The 14,829-nt window shown below is 33.3% G+C and carries 17 protein-coding genes; 1 reads left to right on the top strand and 16 read right to left on the bottom strand.

Translation table 11 applies throughout. The features are described from left to right. Positions 1-2 precede the first annotated feature (2 nt). From rnc to LQ598_RS03390, 13 genes are all read right to left on the bottom strand, one after another. Positions 3-722 carry a ribonuclease III gene (rnc, locus tag LQ598_RS03330; RefSeq protein ID WP_016910734.1) on the bottom strand — a complete coding sequence of 240 codons (720 nt, stop codon included), beginning with the start codon at positions 720-722 and terminating at the stop codon, positions 3-5. A gap of 216 nt (positions 723-938) precedes the next feature. Continuing rightward, on the bottom strand, positions 939-1,553 hold the full coding sequence (locus tag LQ598_RS03335; protein WP_107559318.1) for a CHAP domain-containing protein: 615 nt from the start codon (positions 1,551-1,553) through the stop codon (positions 939-941). A 210-nt stretch (positions 1,554-1,763) separates the two neighbouring features. Next, positions 1,764-1,997, bottom strand: a complete 234-nt coding sequence (locus LQ598_RS03340; RefSeq protein WP_016911544.1) for an acyl carrier protein — start codon at positions 1,995-1,997, stop codon at positions 1,764-1,766. Between the two features lie 87 nt (positions 1,998-2,084). After that, positions 2,085-2,822, bottom strand: a complete 738-nt coding sequence (fabG, locus tag LQ598_RS03345; protein ID WP_107559319.1) for a 3-oxoacyl-[acyl-carrier-protein] reductase — start codon at positions 2,820-2,822, stop codon at positions 2,085-2,087. Beyond that, a complete protein-coding gene (gene fabD / locus LQ598_RS03350) occupies positions 2,822-3,742 on the bottom strand; it encodes an ACP S-malonyltransferase (RefSeq protein WP_016911546.1) in 921 nt (306 codons plus the stop codon). The genes fabG and fabD overlap by 1 nt, the downstream gene beginning before the upstream one ends. Further along, the gene (plsX, locus tag LQ598_RS03355) at positions 3,735-4,721 is read right to left on the bottom strand and encodes a phosphate acyltransferase PlsX (RefSeq protein ID WP_107559320.1); all 987 of its coding nucleotides are present in this window, start codon (positions 4,719-4,721) and stop codon (positions 3,735-3,737) included. Before plsX ends, fabD begins: the two co-directional genes overlap by 8 nt. Continuing rightward, the gene (fapR, locus tag LQ598_RS03360) at positions 4,714-5,283 is read right to left on the bottom strand and encodes a transcription factor FapR (RefSeq protein WP_107559321.1); all 570 of its coding nucleotides are present in this window, start codon (positions 5,281-5,283) and stop codon (positions 4,714-4,716) included. Before fapR ends, plsX begins: the two co-directional genes overlap by 8 nt. Before the next feature lie 154 nt (positions 5,284-5,437). Further along, positions 5,438-6,058 carry a class A sortase gene (locus tag LQ598_RS03365; RefSeq protein ID WP_016911549.1) on the bottom strand — a complete coding sequence of 207 codons (621 nt, stop codon included), beginning with the start codon at positions 6,056-6,058 and terminating at the stop codon, positions 5,438-5,440. 58 nt (positions 6,059-6,116) lie between these two features. Then, complete coding sequence (gene recG / locus LQ598_RS03370; RefSeq protein ID WP_239745167.1) at positions 6,117-8,156, bottom strand: ATP-dependent DNA helicase RecG; 2,040 nt, start codon at positions 8,154-8,156, stop codon at positions 6,117-6,119. A gap of 188 nt (positions 8,157-8,344) precedes the next feature. Beyond that, complete coding sequence (gene sdaAA / locus LQ598_RS03375; protein ID WP_016911551.1) at positions 8,345-9,214, bottom strand: L-serine ammonia-lyase, iron-sulfur-dependent, subunit alpha; 870 nt, start codon at positions 9,212-9,214, stop codon at positions 8,345-8,347. A 16-nt stretch (positions 9,215-9,230) separates the two neighbouring features. Next, a complete protein-coding gene (gene sdaAB / locus LQ598_RS03380) occupies positions 9,231-9,893 on the bottom strand; it encodes an L-serine ammonia-lyase, iron-sulfur-dependent subunit beta (RefSeq protein ID WP_026023204.1) in 663 nt (220 codons plus the stop codon). Between the two features lie 124 nt (positions 9,894-10,017). Continuing rightward, positions 10,018-11,667: a fatty acid kinase catalytic subunit FakA gene (gene fakA / locus LQ598_RS03385; protein ID WP_119609265.1), complete on the bottom strand. Its 1,650-nt coding sequence runs from the start codon at positions 11,665-11,667 to the stop codon at positions 10,018-10,020. Between the two features lie 15 nt (positions 11,668-11,682). Further along, positions 11,683-12,057, bottom strand: a complete 375-nt coding sequence (locus LQ598_RS03390) for an Asp23/Gls24 family envelope stress response protein (protein ID WP_016911554.1) — start codon at positions 12,055-12,057, stop codon at positions 11,683-11,685. A 312-nt stretch (positions 12,058-12,369) separates the two neighbouring features. Here LQ598_RS03390 and rpmB point away from each other — a divergent pair, with 312 nt between their 5' ends. Further along, entirely contained in the window at positions 12,370-12,558 is a 189-nt protein-coding gene (rpmB, locus tag LQ598_RS03395) for a 50S ribosomal protein L28 (protein ID WP_016911555.1), read from the top strand. Between the two features lie 54 nt (positions 12,559-12,612). Here the strand turns inward: rpmB and LQ598_RS03400 are convergent, their stop codons facing one another. From LQ598_RS03400 to rsgA, 3 genes are read right to left on the bottom strand one after another with little or no spacing between them, the layout of a single operon-like run. Further along, entirely contained in the window at positions 12,613-13,254 is a 642-nt protein-coding gene (locus LQ598_RS03400; protein ID WP_107536629.1) for a thiamine diphosphokinase, read from the bottom strand. A gap of 2 nt (positions 13,255-13,256) precedes the next feature. Beyond that, complete coding sequence (rpe, locus tag LQ598_RS03405) at positions 13,257-13,904, bottom strand: ribulose-phosphate 3-epimerase (protein WP_239745169.1); 648 nt, start codon at positions 13,902-13,904, stop codon at positions 13,257-13,259. Beyond that, positions 13,904-14,779: a ribosome small subunit-dependent GTPase A gene (gene rsgA, locus LQ598_RS03410; RefSeq protein ID WP_016911558.1), complete on the bottom strand. Its 876-nt coding sequence runs from the start codon at positions 14,777-14,779 to the stop codon at positions 13,904-13,906. The genes rpe and rsgA overlap by 1 nt, the downstream gene beginning before the upstream one ends. Positions 14,780-14,829: the final 50 nt, after the last annotated feature.

Below are 14,829 nucleotides of genomic sequence, written 5' to 3' on the forward strand. Positions count from 1 at the left end.
CCTTATTGACCTTTATTCAGCGCTTTTTTAGCAGCATTTTGCTCAGATTCTTTTTTCGTTCTACCTTGTCCATTTTCTAAAGGATCACCATTCAATAGAACTTGTGACGTGAACAACTTATGGTGAGCAGGACCACTTTCATCTAACAAATGATACGTTATAGTACCTTTATTGCGACGATGCATAAACTCTTGTAATTCCGTTTTATAGTCACGATTAGCAGTATAACTGTCATCTATCACATTAGGATATACAACTTTATTCAAAAATACTTCAACAGTATCAAGGCCTTTATCTAAATACAATGCACCTACAAATGATTCAAATGCATCAGCGATTAAAGAAGGTCTTTCACGTCCACCTGTTTTTTCTTCGCCTTTACCTAATAAAAGTAACTCGTTCATATTTAAACTCATTGCAAATGTTACAAGTGATGGTTCACATACAATTGATGCGCGCAGTTTAGTGAGCTTACCTTCTGGAAGTAATGGAAATTTCTTATACAAAAACTGTGACACCGTCAATTCTAACACCGCATCTCCTAAAAACTCTAAACGCTCATTGTGACTTAGTTTATCAAGTTTAAAATCATTAATAAAACTAGAATGTGAGAACGCCTGGACATATATATCATAATTTTCAAATTCGATATCGACTTCATTCATGAATTCATTGAATTTGGCTTTAAACTGGGTTATTATCTGTGATTTATTATTAAACATGCCTTTCCTCCTTAACATTATGTTTCCTATCTATTTTACGTTATATTTCGTAAAAAAAAAAGAATATTATCATAAACAACAATAACAGTTTAGAATCTATGTACAAATTACAAATAAAGGAGAAAAACTAAACATATAACACATTATTTTTTGAAATTGTCCTGGCTTTAATGCTACCAAAACAAGAAAAAATGGCAGCTCTATGAGCTACCAAAATTAATTAGGTCTTATAAACCACATTTCTGTTTCGTAATTATGTGTAATACGTTGTGCAACTTCAGTTTTATTCGTTCCACCACCGTACCAATTTTGATCTAAGCTTTGAAATTGCATGACGTTTCCATCAGCATTTCCATTTAACACAATTGCAGTGTGTCCTGCACCCGAACCAAAATTTCCATTAAATACGACGATATCTCCAGGTTGTGCGACAAATGAAGGTGTGTTTTTATAAACAGTTGCTTCACCACTAAAATTATTAGCTGTTGGAATATCTTTAGCATAATCGCCATGTAAACCGTGACCATATAAATAATTCCAATAGTAGTTTACAAGGTCAAAACATTGCCACCCGTAATATCCATCGAAGTCCCAACCTTTACCTTCTAACGAATAGACATAACTCATCGCAGTTGTTGAAGTTTTGGCTACTTCCTTCTGGACATCACTTGATTTCTTATCGTAATTTCTATGGTCTACCTCAACGTTCTGTATCTTAGGTGATTTGTCTTTAGATGTATCGTCTTCTTTAGCATCCGCTTGCATGCTCAAATTAAGTACGGTCAAACTTGTAAATGCGACTGCTAATATTAATTTAGACTTAATTTTCATACATCTCCCTTATAATTATGTATTTATATATTCTTGTTCAGAATATTAAAATATTTTACCATATATAAAGTATACTGAATAGGTTATAAAGATTAATTCTTGATTATAAAAAGATAACATATGTATATCTTTTCTAAAGCGCTTATAAGATCCGTTAAATCACAAAACAAAAAGCCCGTAACCTATAGTTACGAGCTTTTTAAATCAGAATTATTTATCTAATGATTCAATATATTTAACAGCGTCACCAACTGTGTTGATTTTTTCTGCTTCCTCATCAGGGATTTCCATATCAAATTCATCTTCTAATTCCATTACTAATTCAGCGATATCTAAAGAATCAGCACCTAAATCATCTTTAAATGAAGCTTCAGGCGTTACTTTTTCAGCGTCTACACCTAAACGATCTACAATAATATCTTTAACTTTATCGAAACTTGCCATTCCATTCACCTCCTTTAAATAATTGTATTATCTATATAATAAGAAATGCAATTTCTCTTACTATCAATTATGCCTACAACACAATTTTTATTGCATGTACATGCCACCATTAACATGTAATGTTTGACCAGTAATATAACTTGCTTTATCACTGGCAAGGAAAGCTACTGTATGTGCAATATCATCATCTTCTCCAAATCTACCTAATGGAATTTGTGTTTTCATTTGTTCTTTCAATTCATCAGATAGTTGATCTGTCATATCAGAAACAATAAATCCTGGTGCGACTGCGTTACAAGTTATGCCTCTTGATGCTAACTCTCTCGCGAAAGTTTTTGTCATACCTTCTACGCCAGCTTTAGTAGCAACATAGTTTACTTGACCAGGATTACCTAAAGCACCTACTACACTAGAAAGATTGATAATGCGGCCTGATTTTTGTTTTAACATTGGTCTTGTAACGGCTTGAACACAATTGAATACACCTTTTAGGTTAGTATTAATGACATCATCCCACTCATCTTGTTTCATTCTCATTAATAGATTATCTCTTGTAACACCTGCATTGTTTACAAGTACATCAATTGTTCCATATTGACTTATCGTTTCTTTAATCATAGCTTTTACTTCGTCAATTTCACTAACATTGGCTTGAATAGCAAAAGCATCTACGCCAAATTCTTTTATTTCAGCAACGACTTGTTCAGCTTTTTCTTTGTTACCTGCATAGTTTACAACTACGTTATAGCCTTCTTTACCAAGTTCTAATGCGATTTTTCTACCTATACCTCTAGAAGCTCCTGTGACGATTGCTGTTTTTGTCATTATTCATTCCATCCTTTAATATCATCAATTGTTTGAATTGATGTTATTTTAACATCTCGGCTAATCTTTTTAACTAAACCAGATAAAACTTTATTAGGACCTACTTCAACAAAATGATCTACACCTTGCTCTATTAAATACTCAATAGATTGACTGAATTCAACAGGTGAGAACAATTGTTTTACCATATTTTCTTTAATGATGCGATGATCTGTTTCAGGTTTAGCGTAAACATTTTGTACGATTGGATGTTCCGCATCTTTCCATTCAAATTGATTAATGTAATTTTCGAAATCTTCGGCAATTGTTTTCATCATCGATGAATGGAATGGACCAGAAACTTTTAGTGGCATGACACGTTTAGCACCTAATGATTTACCTTCTGCAGCTAATTTGTCTATTAATTCTGAATGTCCAGAAACGACAATTTGGCCAGGACAATTAATATTAGCTGGTTCAATCAATTTATCTTCGGTAGATAATTGCTCACAGATAGATTTTACTTCATCAATGTTTAAGCCTAGAACTGCAGCCATAGAACCTACACCTTGTGGAAAAGCTTCAGACATTAACGTACCACGTTTATGAACGATTTGAACAGCGTCTTCAAATTTTAATACACCTTCTGATACTAAAGCTGAATACTCTCCTAAACTATGTCCTAAAGCAAAGTCATAATTTAAATTTTCAAGTGCGTTCATAAGTGCTGAACTATGCGTCAATAAAGCGGGTTGCGTATATTCAGTTAATCCTAAAACGCCTTCTGAATCTTCAAACATTATTTCAAGTAAATCAAATGATAAAGATTCATTAGCTCTATCTAAAATTGATGTTGACTTAATTTCATGCTGATACAAGTCCTGAGCCATACCTACTTTTTGAGAACCTTGACCAGGAAACATAATGGCAACTTTACTCATTAATTTCACCTACTGCTTTCTTCATTTTATCTACTAGTTTAGTGTCTGCAGCTAGTTTAGCTTGTTTAATTGCGTTGTAAAATGCGCGTTCATTTGATGAACCATGAGCTTTTACTACGACACCATTTAATCCTAAAAGAACAGAACCACCGTATTCAGCAGAGTCCATTTTATTATTGATTTGCTTAAGATCTTTTTTCAAAGTAAGTGCAGCTAGTTTATTTTTTGGTGAAGCAGTCATTGCTTCTTTTAACATTTTGAATATACCAGTTGCTGTACCTTCGATTGTTTTTAATACCATGTTGCCGTTATATCCATCAGACACAACTACATCACAAGTATCTAACAGTAAAGATTTTGCTTCAATATTACCAATAAAATTATCGAATTTTTCTTCTTTTAATAATTCATACGTCCTTTTAGTTAAAGCATTACCTTTCGATTCTTCAGTTCCTATATTTAATAATGCAAGTGAAGGCTTTTCGATACTTCTAATTTGTTTAGCGTATATCTCACCCATCTTTGCATATTGAACAAGGTGTTCTGGCTTAGCATCAGAGTTTGCACCGATATCTAAAAACACAAATCCTTTACCTGTTACAGTAGGGAATGTAGCAACTAATGCTGGTCTTTCAATGCCTTTCATTCTACCTACAATAAATAAACCACTACTCATTAATGCGCCTGTGTTTCCAGCTGATACACATGCTTCAGCAGTGCCTTCTTTAACGGCATTTGCCATTAGCACCATAGATGCGTTTTTCTTTTTCTTAATAGACCTAACAGGCTCATCATCCATTGTTATGACTTCATCAGTATGATGGAAAATAACGCGCTCATGTTGGTAATTATATTGTTTTTCATCACCATACAACAATATTTCTAAATCCGGAAAATCATTAATTGCTTTCTTAATTGCTTCTATTACGATACCTGGTGCTTCGTCTCCACCCATCATATCTATCGCAATTTTAACCATTATTTTCACCCTCGTTCGAATAATACATTTCAAATTGTCCTTGGAAAACTGGCTCTCCATGAACAGTACTTGTTACTTCCACTTTAGCTATATGCTTAGATTTACTTTTAACAGTAGCTTTAGCTATAACTCTTTCGTTCAAAATTACAGATTTTTTGAATTGCACATTACTCTTAGTAGTTAATGCTAATTCGTCATTTATTAATGCTACGCATAATGAATTAGCTTGGGCAAATAAATAGTGACCTCTTGCTATCCCATTGCGTGTAAACACATGTTCTTCTTTAATATCTAAAATTGATATAGCTGATTTATCTAACTCAATATCAATAATTTCCCCTATGACATCTTCAATGGGTAATGATTTAATTTCATCATGATTTTGTGTTGCTACGTCTTTAATACGGCGTCTTAATTCAGGAATACCTAGCTCCATTCTATCTAGTCTAATAGTTTGGATGCTTACTTCAAAATATTCACTTAAAGTTTCGTCAGTTATGAAAGGCTCTGCTTTCAAACGATTTGTTAATTCCCTCTGGCGATCTGTTTTTGATAATTTCATTTCATCCATATCCATTCTATTATGTACTTATAGCTAAAATTAGCACCTGCTATCATGACCTACCTTATTTATACTAACACGGGTATAACACTATACTCAACAATTAATACAATAAAAAAGAGTGAAATTTACTTTTTCACTCTTTTAATGTAATTTATGATGTTTTTACCTCTACAGCAGTATATATCATGCGCTCTTCAAACAATAACGTTTCAGGGTTATAAGTATCACAAGTAATTAAGGTTAATTGATTAGGCTGGCCCTTATGTTCATTTAACACTTCAACTTGATTAGGCTTAACATTTTTAATGTTTTTAATTTTGTAAGTTTTAGTACCTTTAATTGTTATGAGCTTTACATCGTCGCCTACTTTAGCTCTATCCAAGTTATTAAACCGTATACCAGCACCCTCAACGCGATGGCCTGCAATTGCGACATTTTGCTCATTAAGTTGTTCATTTTCATCAACTAATGACAAGCCGTTTTTCAAGTTTTGCTCAGTTGCTGGCCCTTTGAATATAGGCTCTGATATGTCAGCAGATGGGACTTTTAAATAGCCTACCATATTATCATTAATTTTAAGTTGATCAGTTTCAGTCTTTGTAATCCATGATTCAACAGGATTGACTTCGACTTTATTATTTTGATTTTCATAAGATTGAATCACTTTATCGTTAACACGTTCCGTAAAGTAAGTTCTTATATCATTCCAAAAAAATATTGAAATAGCCGCAACGATGAGTATAATTCCGATAATCTTTAAAAACCATCTCATGTATCTTACCTACTCTCAAATTATGGTAATTCAAATTTATACAATCAATCTATTGATGTCAATCAAAATTTTGTTCTTCCATGGATTCTTGTACAAGCATTCTTAATTTATCATATTGCGGTTTAAAAAACTCACCAGACTGCACTAATTCACTCGCTTCATCTCGAGCAACTTCTAGCATACGATAATCTTCAACGATATTGGCAACTCTAAAATCTGGCAACCCACTTTGCTTCACACCGAAGAAATCACCAGGACCTCTCATTTCTAAGTCTCTTTCTGATAAATAAAACCCATCCGTTGATTCAGTCATAATGTGCATGCGTTCTACGCCGCTTTCTGTTTTCGGAGATGCAACTAAAGTACAATAACTTTGATGATGACTACGACCGACTCTCCCTCTTAATTGGTGAAGTGTAGATAAACCAAATCGATCTGCATCATATATAACCATAAATGTTGCGTTAGGGACGTTAACGCCTACTTCAACAACTGTTGTAGATACAAGTATCGCAATTTCATTGTTGCTAAAACGATTCATAATGTCATCTTTTTCATCTGCATGCATTTTCCCATGCACGAGGCCCACTTTTTCCGAACCAAATCTTAATTGTAATTGTTCATATATGGCTACGACATTTTGTACGTCTAACGCTTCACTTTCCTCAATCAATGGGCAAATGACATAAGCTTGTCGGCCTTTTACAATTTCACTATTAAGTTTGTTTAATACATTATCAATTTCATCGTGTTTAGCCCAAGATGTCATAATTTCTTTACGACCTTTAGGCATTTGCTTGATCGAAGTAACATCCATTTCTCCAAATGCTGAAATAGATAATGTTCTTGGAATAGGTGTTGCAGTCATAAACAACACGTTCGTATCGGCACCTTTTTCTCGTAATTTTTTTCGTTGATTAACACCGAAACGATGTTGTTCGTCTATAATAACTAAACCTATATTTTGGAAGGCAACATCATCTTGTATTAAAGCATGTGTGCCAACGATAATATCAATTTCTCCCGCTTCTAATTGCTCTAATAGTATTTTCCGTTTTTTACCTTTTACTGAACTGGTTAATAAAGCCACGTTCAACTTTCCACCGAATAATTCATCTAAACTGATAGCATGTTGTTCTGCAAGTATGGCTGTTGGAACCATTAATGCACTTTGTTTTCCTGCATTATACATAGCATATATCGCAATAGCTGCAACGACTGTTTTACCTGAACCTACATCACCTTGTAATAATCGATGCATTTTTATAGGCGCTTTTAAATCTCTAAAAATTTCATTCACGCTATTTTTTTGAGCATCTGTCAATTCAAATGGTAATGTATCAATAAAAGATTTGACGTCATTTACATCATATTTAAGTCCTTCGATTTTATTGGATTCTTTTTCTAATTTACTTAACCACTTCATTTTCAATTGAAATAAAAATAATTCATTAAATGAAAATGTACGACGAGCTAGTTTTAAATGCTCAAACTTTACTGGTTTATGTAATATAGGAATGACATCCTTCAAAGACATTAATTTATATTTTTGCATTAATTCTGGAGATAACCATTCATCTATACCGACTAGATTTAAGGATTGCTCGATATATTTATTGAGTTGTTTTTGCTTAAGCCCTTCTTTCAGCCTATAGATTGGCGTTAATGCGTTACCTCCGTCTTCTTTTTCAGCCATAACTTTTTGTCCTGTTATAACTTGTTTCTTCTGTTCCCATTTCCCTTTAACCGTTACTGTTTCACCCATCACAAGTCTTTTTTTCAAATACGGTTGGTTAAAAAAGGTTATTTTCACAGCTATATTATCAATCATCATATGACATGTTAATTTAGACTTATTTCTACCGAAAAATGCAACAGTTGGACTAGAATATACTTCTCCAGTTACTGTTACAACATCACCATCATTAGCCTCATTTAAATTGATAACGGATTCATCTTCATAACGAGTTGGTAAATACAATACAAGATCTTCTAATGTGTATATATTTAATTCGTTTAACAACTGAAGACTTTTAGGTCCAACACCTTTAAGCTCTTCCAACGTATGGTCTGTATAGATCAGATGTTGCTTTCTCATTTTTATCACCTATATTAATTAATACTCTAATTATAGAACAAATATTTACGATAAACCAATTGAATCTATTAGATCACCATTTGCACTATAAAAAAACGTTACATAATTAAAGAGACAAATCAGAAATGATGTTACACATTTCTGATTTGTCTCAATATTTTTAAATGCTATTTATTTTTAAATACGTTCTAATTACCAAATATTTCTTGTTTTAATCTTTCACCAGTTGGCGTACCTGCTAAACCACCACGCCCTGTTTCACGTAGAGCAGATGGCATTGTTTGACCAATTTTATACATTGCTTCTATTACTTCGTCAGTAGGAATTCTTGATTTTACGCCTGCTAACGCCATATCAGCTGAAATAATTGCATTTGAAGCACCTGCTGCATTTCTTTTCACACATGGTACTTCAACTAAACCTGCCACTGGATCACAAACAAGTCCAAGCATATTTTTCAAACTAATTGCAAATGCTTCTGCAGATTGTTGAGGTGAGCCTCCTGCCATTTCCACAGTTGCAGCTGCACTCATAGCTGCCGCAGAACCAACTTCTGCCTGACAACCACCTGCTGCACCTGAAATAGATGCATTATTTGCAACAACAAAGCCAAAAGCGCCAGTTGTAAATAAGAAATGAATCATATCTTCCCTAGACGGATTCAATCTTTTTTTAAGTGCAAATAATACGCCAGGTGCTACGCCAGCTGAACCTGCTGTTGGTGTTGCACATATTTTACCCATTGCAGCATTAACCTCGTTCGTCGCTACAGCTTTACTTACAGCATCAATCATTAAATCTCCTGAAAGTGATTGACCACTTTCTAAATATTTCTGTAACAATACAGCATCCATACCTGTTAACCCTGTCGTAGATGTAACACCGTTTATGCCACGCTCTATCGCTTTCTCCATTGTATCTAGATTACGTTCCATATTTTGATAAATTTCTTCTTTGGAGAGCTTAGAAACGCGCATTTCTTGCTCAATCATGACTTCGTAAATTTTTTTATTCTCTCGTTCACAAATTTCTATAAGTTCTTTCACACTTTGAAACATGATAACCCTCCTTTTATTAGTCCCCCATTAATGACACTGTTTGTACACCATCGATTTCTTTAATCTTCCCTAAAACTTCTTGCGGTATATCATCATCTAATTCACAAGTCATCAAAGCAAGTTCACCCTTCTCTTTACGAGCAACTTGCATGCTTCCAACATTAATTTGATAATCACCGAAAATATTTGTAACTTTTCCGATTGTGCCAAACGTATCTTTATGAAACACAAGTAACGCAGGATAATTCCCACTAATAGCTATTTGGAAACCGTTTATTGCAACGATTTCTACTTTACCGCCACCAATTGATATACCTTCTACGGAAATTTCCATTTCTTTATTTCTCATACTGATAATTGCAGTATTAGGATGTGATCTTTCCTCGAACATTTCGATAAAGTTTACATCTATGTCTCGTTGTTCTGCCTCTTGTAAGCTCGTCTTAATTCTGTCGTCGTCGGTATCATAACCTAATATGCCACCAACAAGTGCAACATCTGTCCCATGTCCTTTGTATGTTTCCATAAAAGAACCATACAAATAAATATCTATATGATCTGGTTTTCCATCAAATAGCCCTCTGGCTATCAATCCAATTCTAACTGCTCCAGCAGTATGTGATGAAGATGGTCCAACCATAACTGGACCTATAATGTCAAAGACACTTCTATATTTCATCATAATCACTCGCTTCTCTTTTAATTTCACCATACTATCATAACAACTATAACAAGTTTTGTAAGCGTTTTAAAATATAAAAAACAACAACGTGTTTAACATTGTTGTTTTTTATCATATAAGATTATTCTACAGAGAATAGAAATGAATAAATTGGTTGATCTCCTTGATGAACTTCTACTTCAACTTCTTCATAGTTTTCTTCAACGTATGATGCTAATTGAGCAACTTCTTCATCAGTCGCATCTTCACCTTTTATAATTGTAAGAATCTCACTATCTTCATCGATCATTTCATCGATTAATTTTTTACTTACTGTAAGGTGATCAGCGTCACTTACTTTAATACTACTTTCGTGTATACCCATGAATTCGCCTTTTTTAATTGTGATTCCATCAATATTTGTATCTCGGACCGCATAAGTTACAGAACCAGATTTAACAAAACTCATCGCTTCTTCCATTTGAGCTTTATTTTCTTCAATAGATTGTTCCAAGTTAAGATTCAGCATAGCTGAAAGTCCTTGTGAAACTGTTTTTGAAGTAACAACAGCTACTGGAATATCAACTAAATGTTCTACTTGCTCAGCTGCCATAATAATATTTTTATTATTTGGTAATATAATTGCATTTTTGCAACCAGATTGTTTAACAACTTTTACAATATCTTCTGTTGATGGGTTCATAGTTTGACCACCGCTTATTACATGTGTAGCTCCGAGTGATTTGAATAATTTAGTTATCCCTTCACCCATAGAAATTGTAATAATAGCAGTTTCTATATCTTCTTGCTGTTCTTGTTTTATTTTCTTGTCTGCGCTTTTTCTTAGTACTTCTCTATGTTGTTCGCGCATATTTTCAATTTTAATTTTAATAAGTTCACCGTATTGACTGCCATATGTAAGCACTTCTCCCGGTGTTTCTGAGTGAACATGAATTTTAACGATTTCATCATCTGAAATGACGAGCAATGAATCACCGAATTGGCTCATGTCTTCTCTAAATTGATCTTCATCGAAAGGCTTTTTATCTTTACCAAAACGAACCATAATTTCTGTACAATAACCATACACAATATCTTCAGTATCGATAACGCCACCAAAGTCATGATCATCGTTTATAAATTCGTCTGTATCAACTTTTTCTTTATTTGGTTCGATTTTTTCACCTTTTAAAGCTGCTAGGAATCCTTCGTATACAAACATCAAGCCTTGACCACCACTGTCAACTACGCCTACTTCTTTAAGAACAGGTAATTGATTTGGTGTATTCTCTAATGCTTTTTGTCCTTGTTCGATAACTGCTTCCATAATTGTCATGATATCGTCTGTAGTTTCAGAAGATTTCACTGCTGCTTCCCCAGCAACTCTTGCAACTGTTAAAATAGTACCTTCAACTGGTTTCATTACAGCTTTATAAGCAGTGTTTACACCTGATTGAAATGCTTTAGCGAATTGTTTAGCATCTATTTCATGCTCGTTCTCGATCGATTTTGAGAACCCTCTAAATAATTGAGATAAGATAACACCTGAGTTACCTCTCGCTCCCATTAATAAACCTTTAGAAAATACTTTACCTACTTCACCTATATGTGCGCTATTTTGAGATTTAATCTCCGCTGCACCAGATGACATAGATAAATTCATATTTGTTCCTGTATCTCCATCTGGAACTGGAAATACGTTTAAAGAATCTACAAAATCTGCATTGTTTGATAAACTGTCTGATCCTTGAACGATCATGTCAGCAAACAATTTGCCGTCAATCTTTTTCATACTCTAATTGCCTCCCTATGCTTCCTCATCATCATTAATAACTCTAACACCTTGGATATATATGTTTACTGCGTTGACTTTTAAATTTAATGATTGTTCTAAAGTATATTTAACAGCAGATTGGACATTGTTTGCTATTTCTGAGATTTTCGTACCATAACTCACAATTATATACATATCTACATCAAGAACACCTTCATTTTGAGATACTATAACACCTTTGGCATAATTGTCACGTCCTAGAATTTCAGCTATTCCATCTCTAACTTGGTGTTTACTTGCCATTCCTACGATACCATAACATTCTACGGCAGCACCGCCTGCAAGTGTTGCAATAACATCATTCGAAATATCGATACTTCCATACTCATTCGTAATTTCTAAAGTCATGATTACGTCCCTCCTACACATCTAAGTTTATAAATTATTATCTTTACTTTTATATGTTCTGTTTAATTATACTTAATATCACATTCACATCGCAAGAATTCATCATTTTAACCACGTTATTTTATATAACGTTTTCACAAGATATTATTATAACAAATAAATCCAACTTTAAAACACTTTTCACGAAATTTGTTATTATTTTTTCTGTTTTTTTTAAAATATACGTTGAATAAATCATAAGTGCATGGTATATTATTAAAGTGTGTAAACGTAAATAAATGTGTATTTATATTTCATTAAAGGAGGATATTTATGGCTAAAGAATGTTTCGTTACAGGTCGTAAAGCTAGAACGGGTAATAATCGTTCTCACGCATTAAATGCTAGCAAACGTCGTTGGAACGCTAACTTACAAAAAGTTAGAATTTTAGTTGACGGTAAGCCTAAACGTGTATGGGTTTCAGCTCGTGCGCTTAAATCAGGTAAAGTTACGCGCGTTTAATGAATATAAGTCACATATAGTAAAGAGAACCTTTGTGTGGAAGGTTCTCTTTTTTTATTTATCTTTACTTTGAATCATCAAAATATTTCCAAGCTCTACCGTTACTAAAGGTTGGTCGTACCCTTCTTTAAATTCATTACTAATTGTTAAAGTGGAACCTTGTTCCAAAGTAGTATACGGCAATTCATATTTGAATTCATCCAATTTTATACGGATATTGGTATTTAAAGGAATAAAAGAAACATATTTCATACCTTCAACTTGCGATATTCTATGACTACCAGGTTTCAACACAGTAATCTCATTTTGAGAATCAATCAGTGATATTTTAATATCCTCCGCTAAAAATTCTGGCTTAGTTAATATTTGAACAGCTCCCATAAAATGGTCCAATCGACCACCAGTTGCGCCATATATTCTAATTTCAGCATAACCTAATTCAACTGCAAGATTAACAGCTAATGCTAAGTCTGTATCATCTTTTTCTTTTTTGACTGGGTCAATTTCAATCTGTTTTTTGATTTGATGCAACTCTTCATTTGTAACTGAGTCAAAATCACCAACTGCCGCTATTGGCATTATTTGATGGTTTAATAGTTCTAATGTACCTCTATCTACGCCTATCCACTCATTTTGTTGTTCTTGAAGAACATCCTTATCTACATTACGTAAACTACATAATAAATTCACTTTCAATATTATTCACCCTTTAATTTACGAACTGGTTCATTATAATCATCATGATTGAAATAATATGATCCAGCTACTAAAATATCTGCGCCTTGATCTACGCATAATTTCCCTGTTTGATCGTTTATACCACCATCTACTTCTATTTCAAAGCTTAAGTTGTTATTTTTTCTGAAATGATCTAACCAAGTAATTTTATCTAATGTAGAATCGATAAATCCTTGTCCACCAAATCCAGGATTAACGGTCATAATAAGTACAAAGTCTACATCTTGTAGAATTTGAGATAATGACTCTACTGGTGTACCTGGATTAATAACAACGCCTGCTAATTTATTGTGAGACTTTATTTGTTGGATTGCTCTATGAATATGGTTTGTCGCTTCATAATGTACTGATACCATATTACTTCCAGCTTCACAGAATAAATCTATCATTTGTTCAGGATTTTCAATCATTAGATGCGTATCAATCGTCATGTCTGTTACTTTTCTTAATGATTCTAAAATGGGTAAACCTACAGAAATATTAGGGACGAATTGACCGTCCATTACATCAAAGTGTAATAAATCCGCTCCAGATTCACGCACACTCGTAACTTCTTCTTTTAATATTGCAAAATCACACGCTAAAAGTGAAGGTGCTATTTTTACCATTAATATCTTACCTTTCTATTTTGTATTTCTTCAAACAGTGTTAAATAATGTTTATATCTCAATTTATAAAATTCTTTTTCTTCTATTAATGCTTTCACAGCACATTTCGGTTCGTTAATGTGTGTGCAATTTCTAAATTTACATTCTGATTTAATCGATTCAAACTCTGGAAATAAATTAGCGAGTTCTTCTTTTTCTATATGAGAAAAATCTAACGCACTAAAACCAGGTGTATCCGCTAAATAACCGTCTTCCATTTCATATAGTTCAACATGCCTTGTCGTATGTTTCCCTCTATTAAGTGCTTTGGAAATTTTATTTGTTTCCAAATTCAAATCTTTAAATAGTCGATTCATAATTGTTGATTTACCGACACCAGATTGTCCACTTAATACAATAATGCCTTTAATTAATGGTTTTATAGATTGTGTTAAGTCATCTTCATTTCCAACAAATAATGTCTCATAACCTATAGTTTCGTAATCCTTTAATATTTCTTGAACTTTATTAATTTCAGAATCGTTAGCTAAGTCTTTTTTAGTCACACATATTATAGGTGTGATCTTGTATGAGTGAACGACGACTAAGAAACGATCTAACAATTGTTGACTAAATTCAGGTTCAATAGCACTTATTACGACAATAACTTTATCTATATTAGACACAGGAGGTCTTAACAACATATTTTCTCTTTCGTGTATATGATGAATGTAGCCTCCAGTTTCATTTTCAACTTGAAAATCTACCATATCTCCCACTACTGGAGATGTTTTCTTTTTACGAAATAAACCTCTCGCTTTCGTAATATAAACACCATCACTAGTCTGAACTGAGTAATCACCACTAATTGATTTAATTATACGACCAGTTTTCAATATAACACCTACCTCACTTTATTTTAATTATACCAAATGACAATCCATTT

Source organism: Mammaliicoccus sp. F-M27 (assembly GCF_022387115.1).
GTDB lineage: Bacteria > Bacillota > Bacilli > Staphylococcales > Staphylococcaceae > Mammaliicoccus > Mammaliicoccus vitulinus.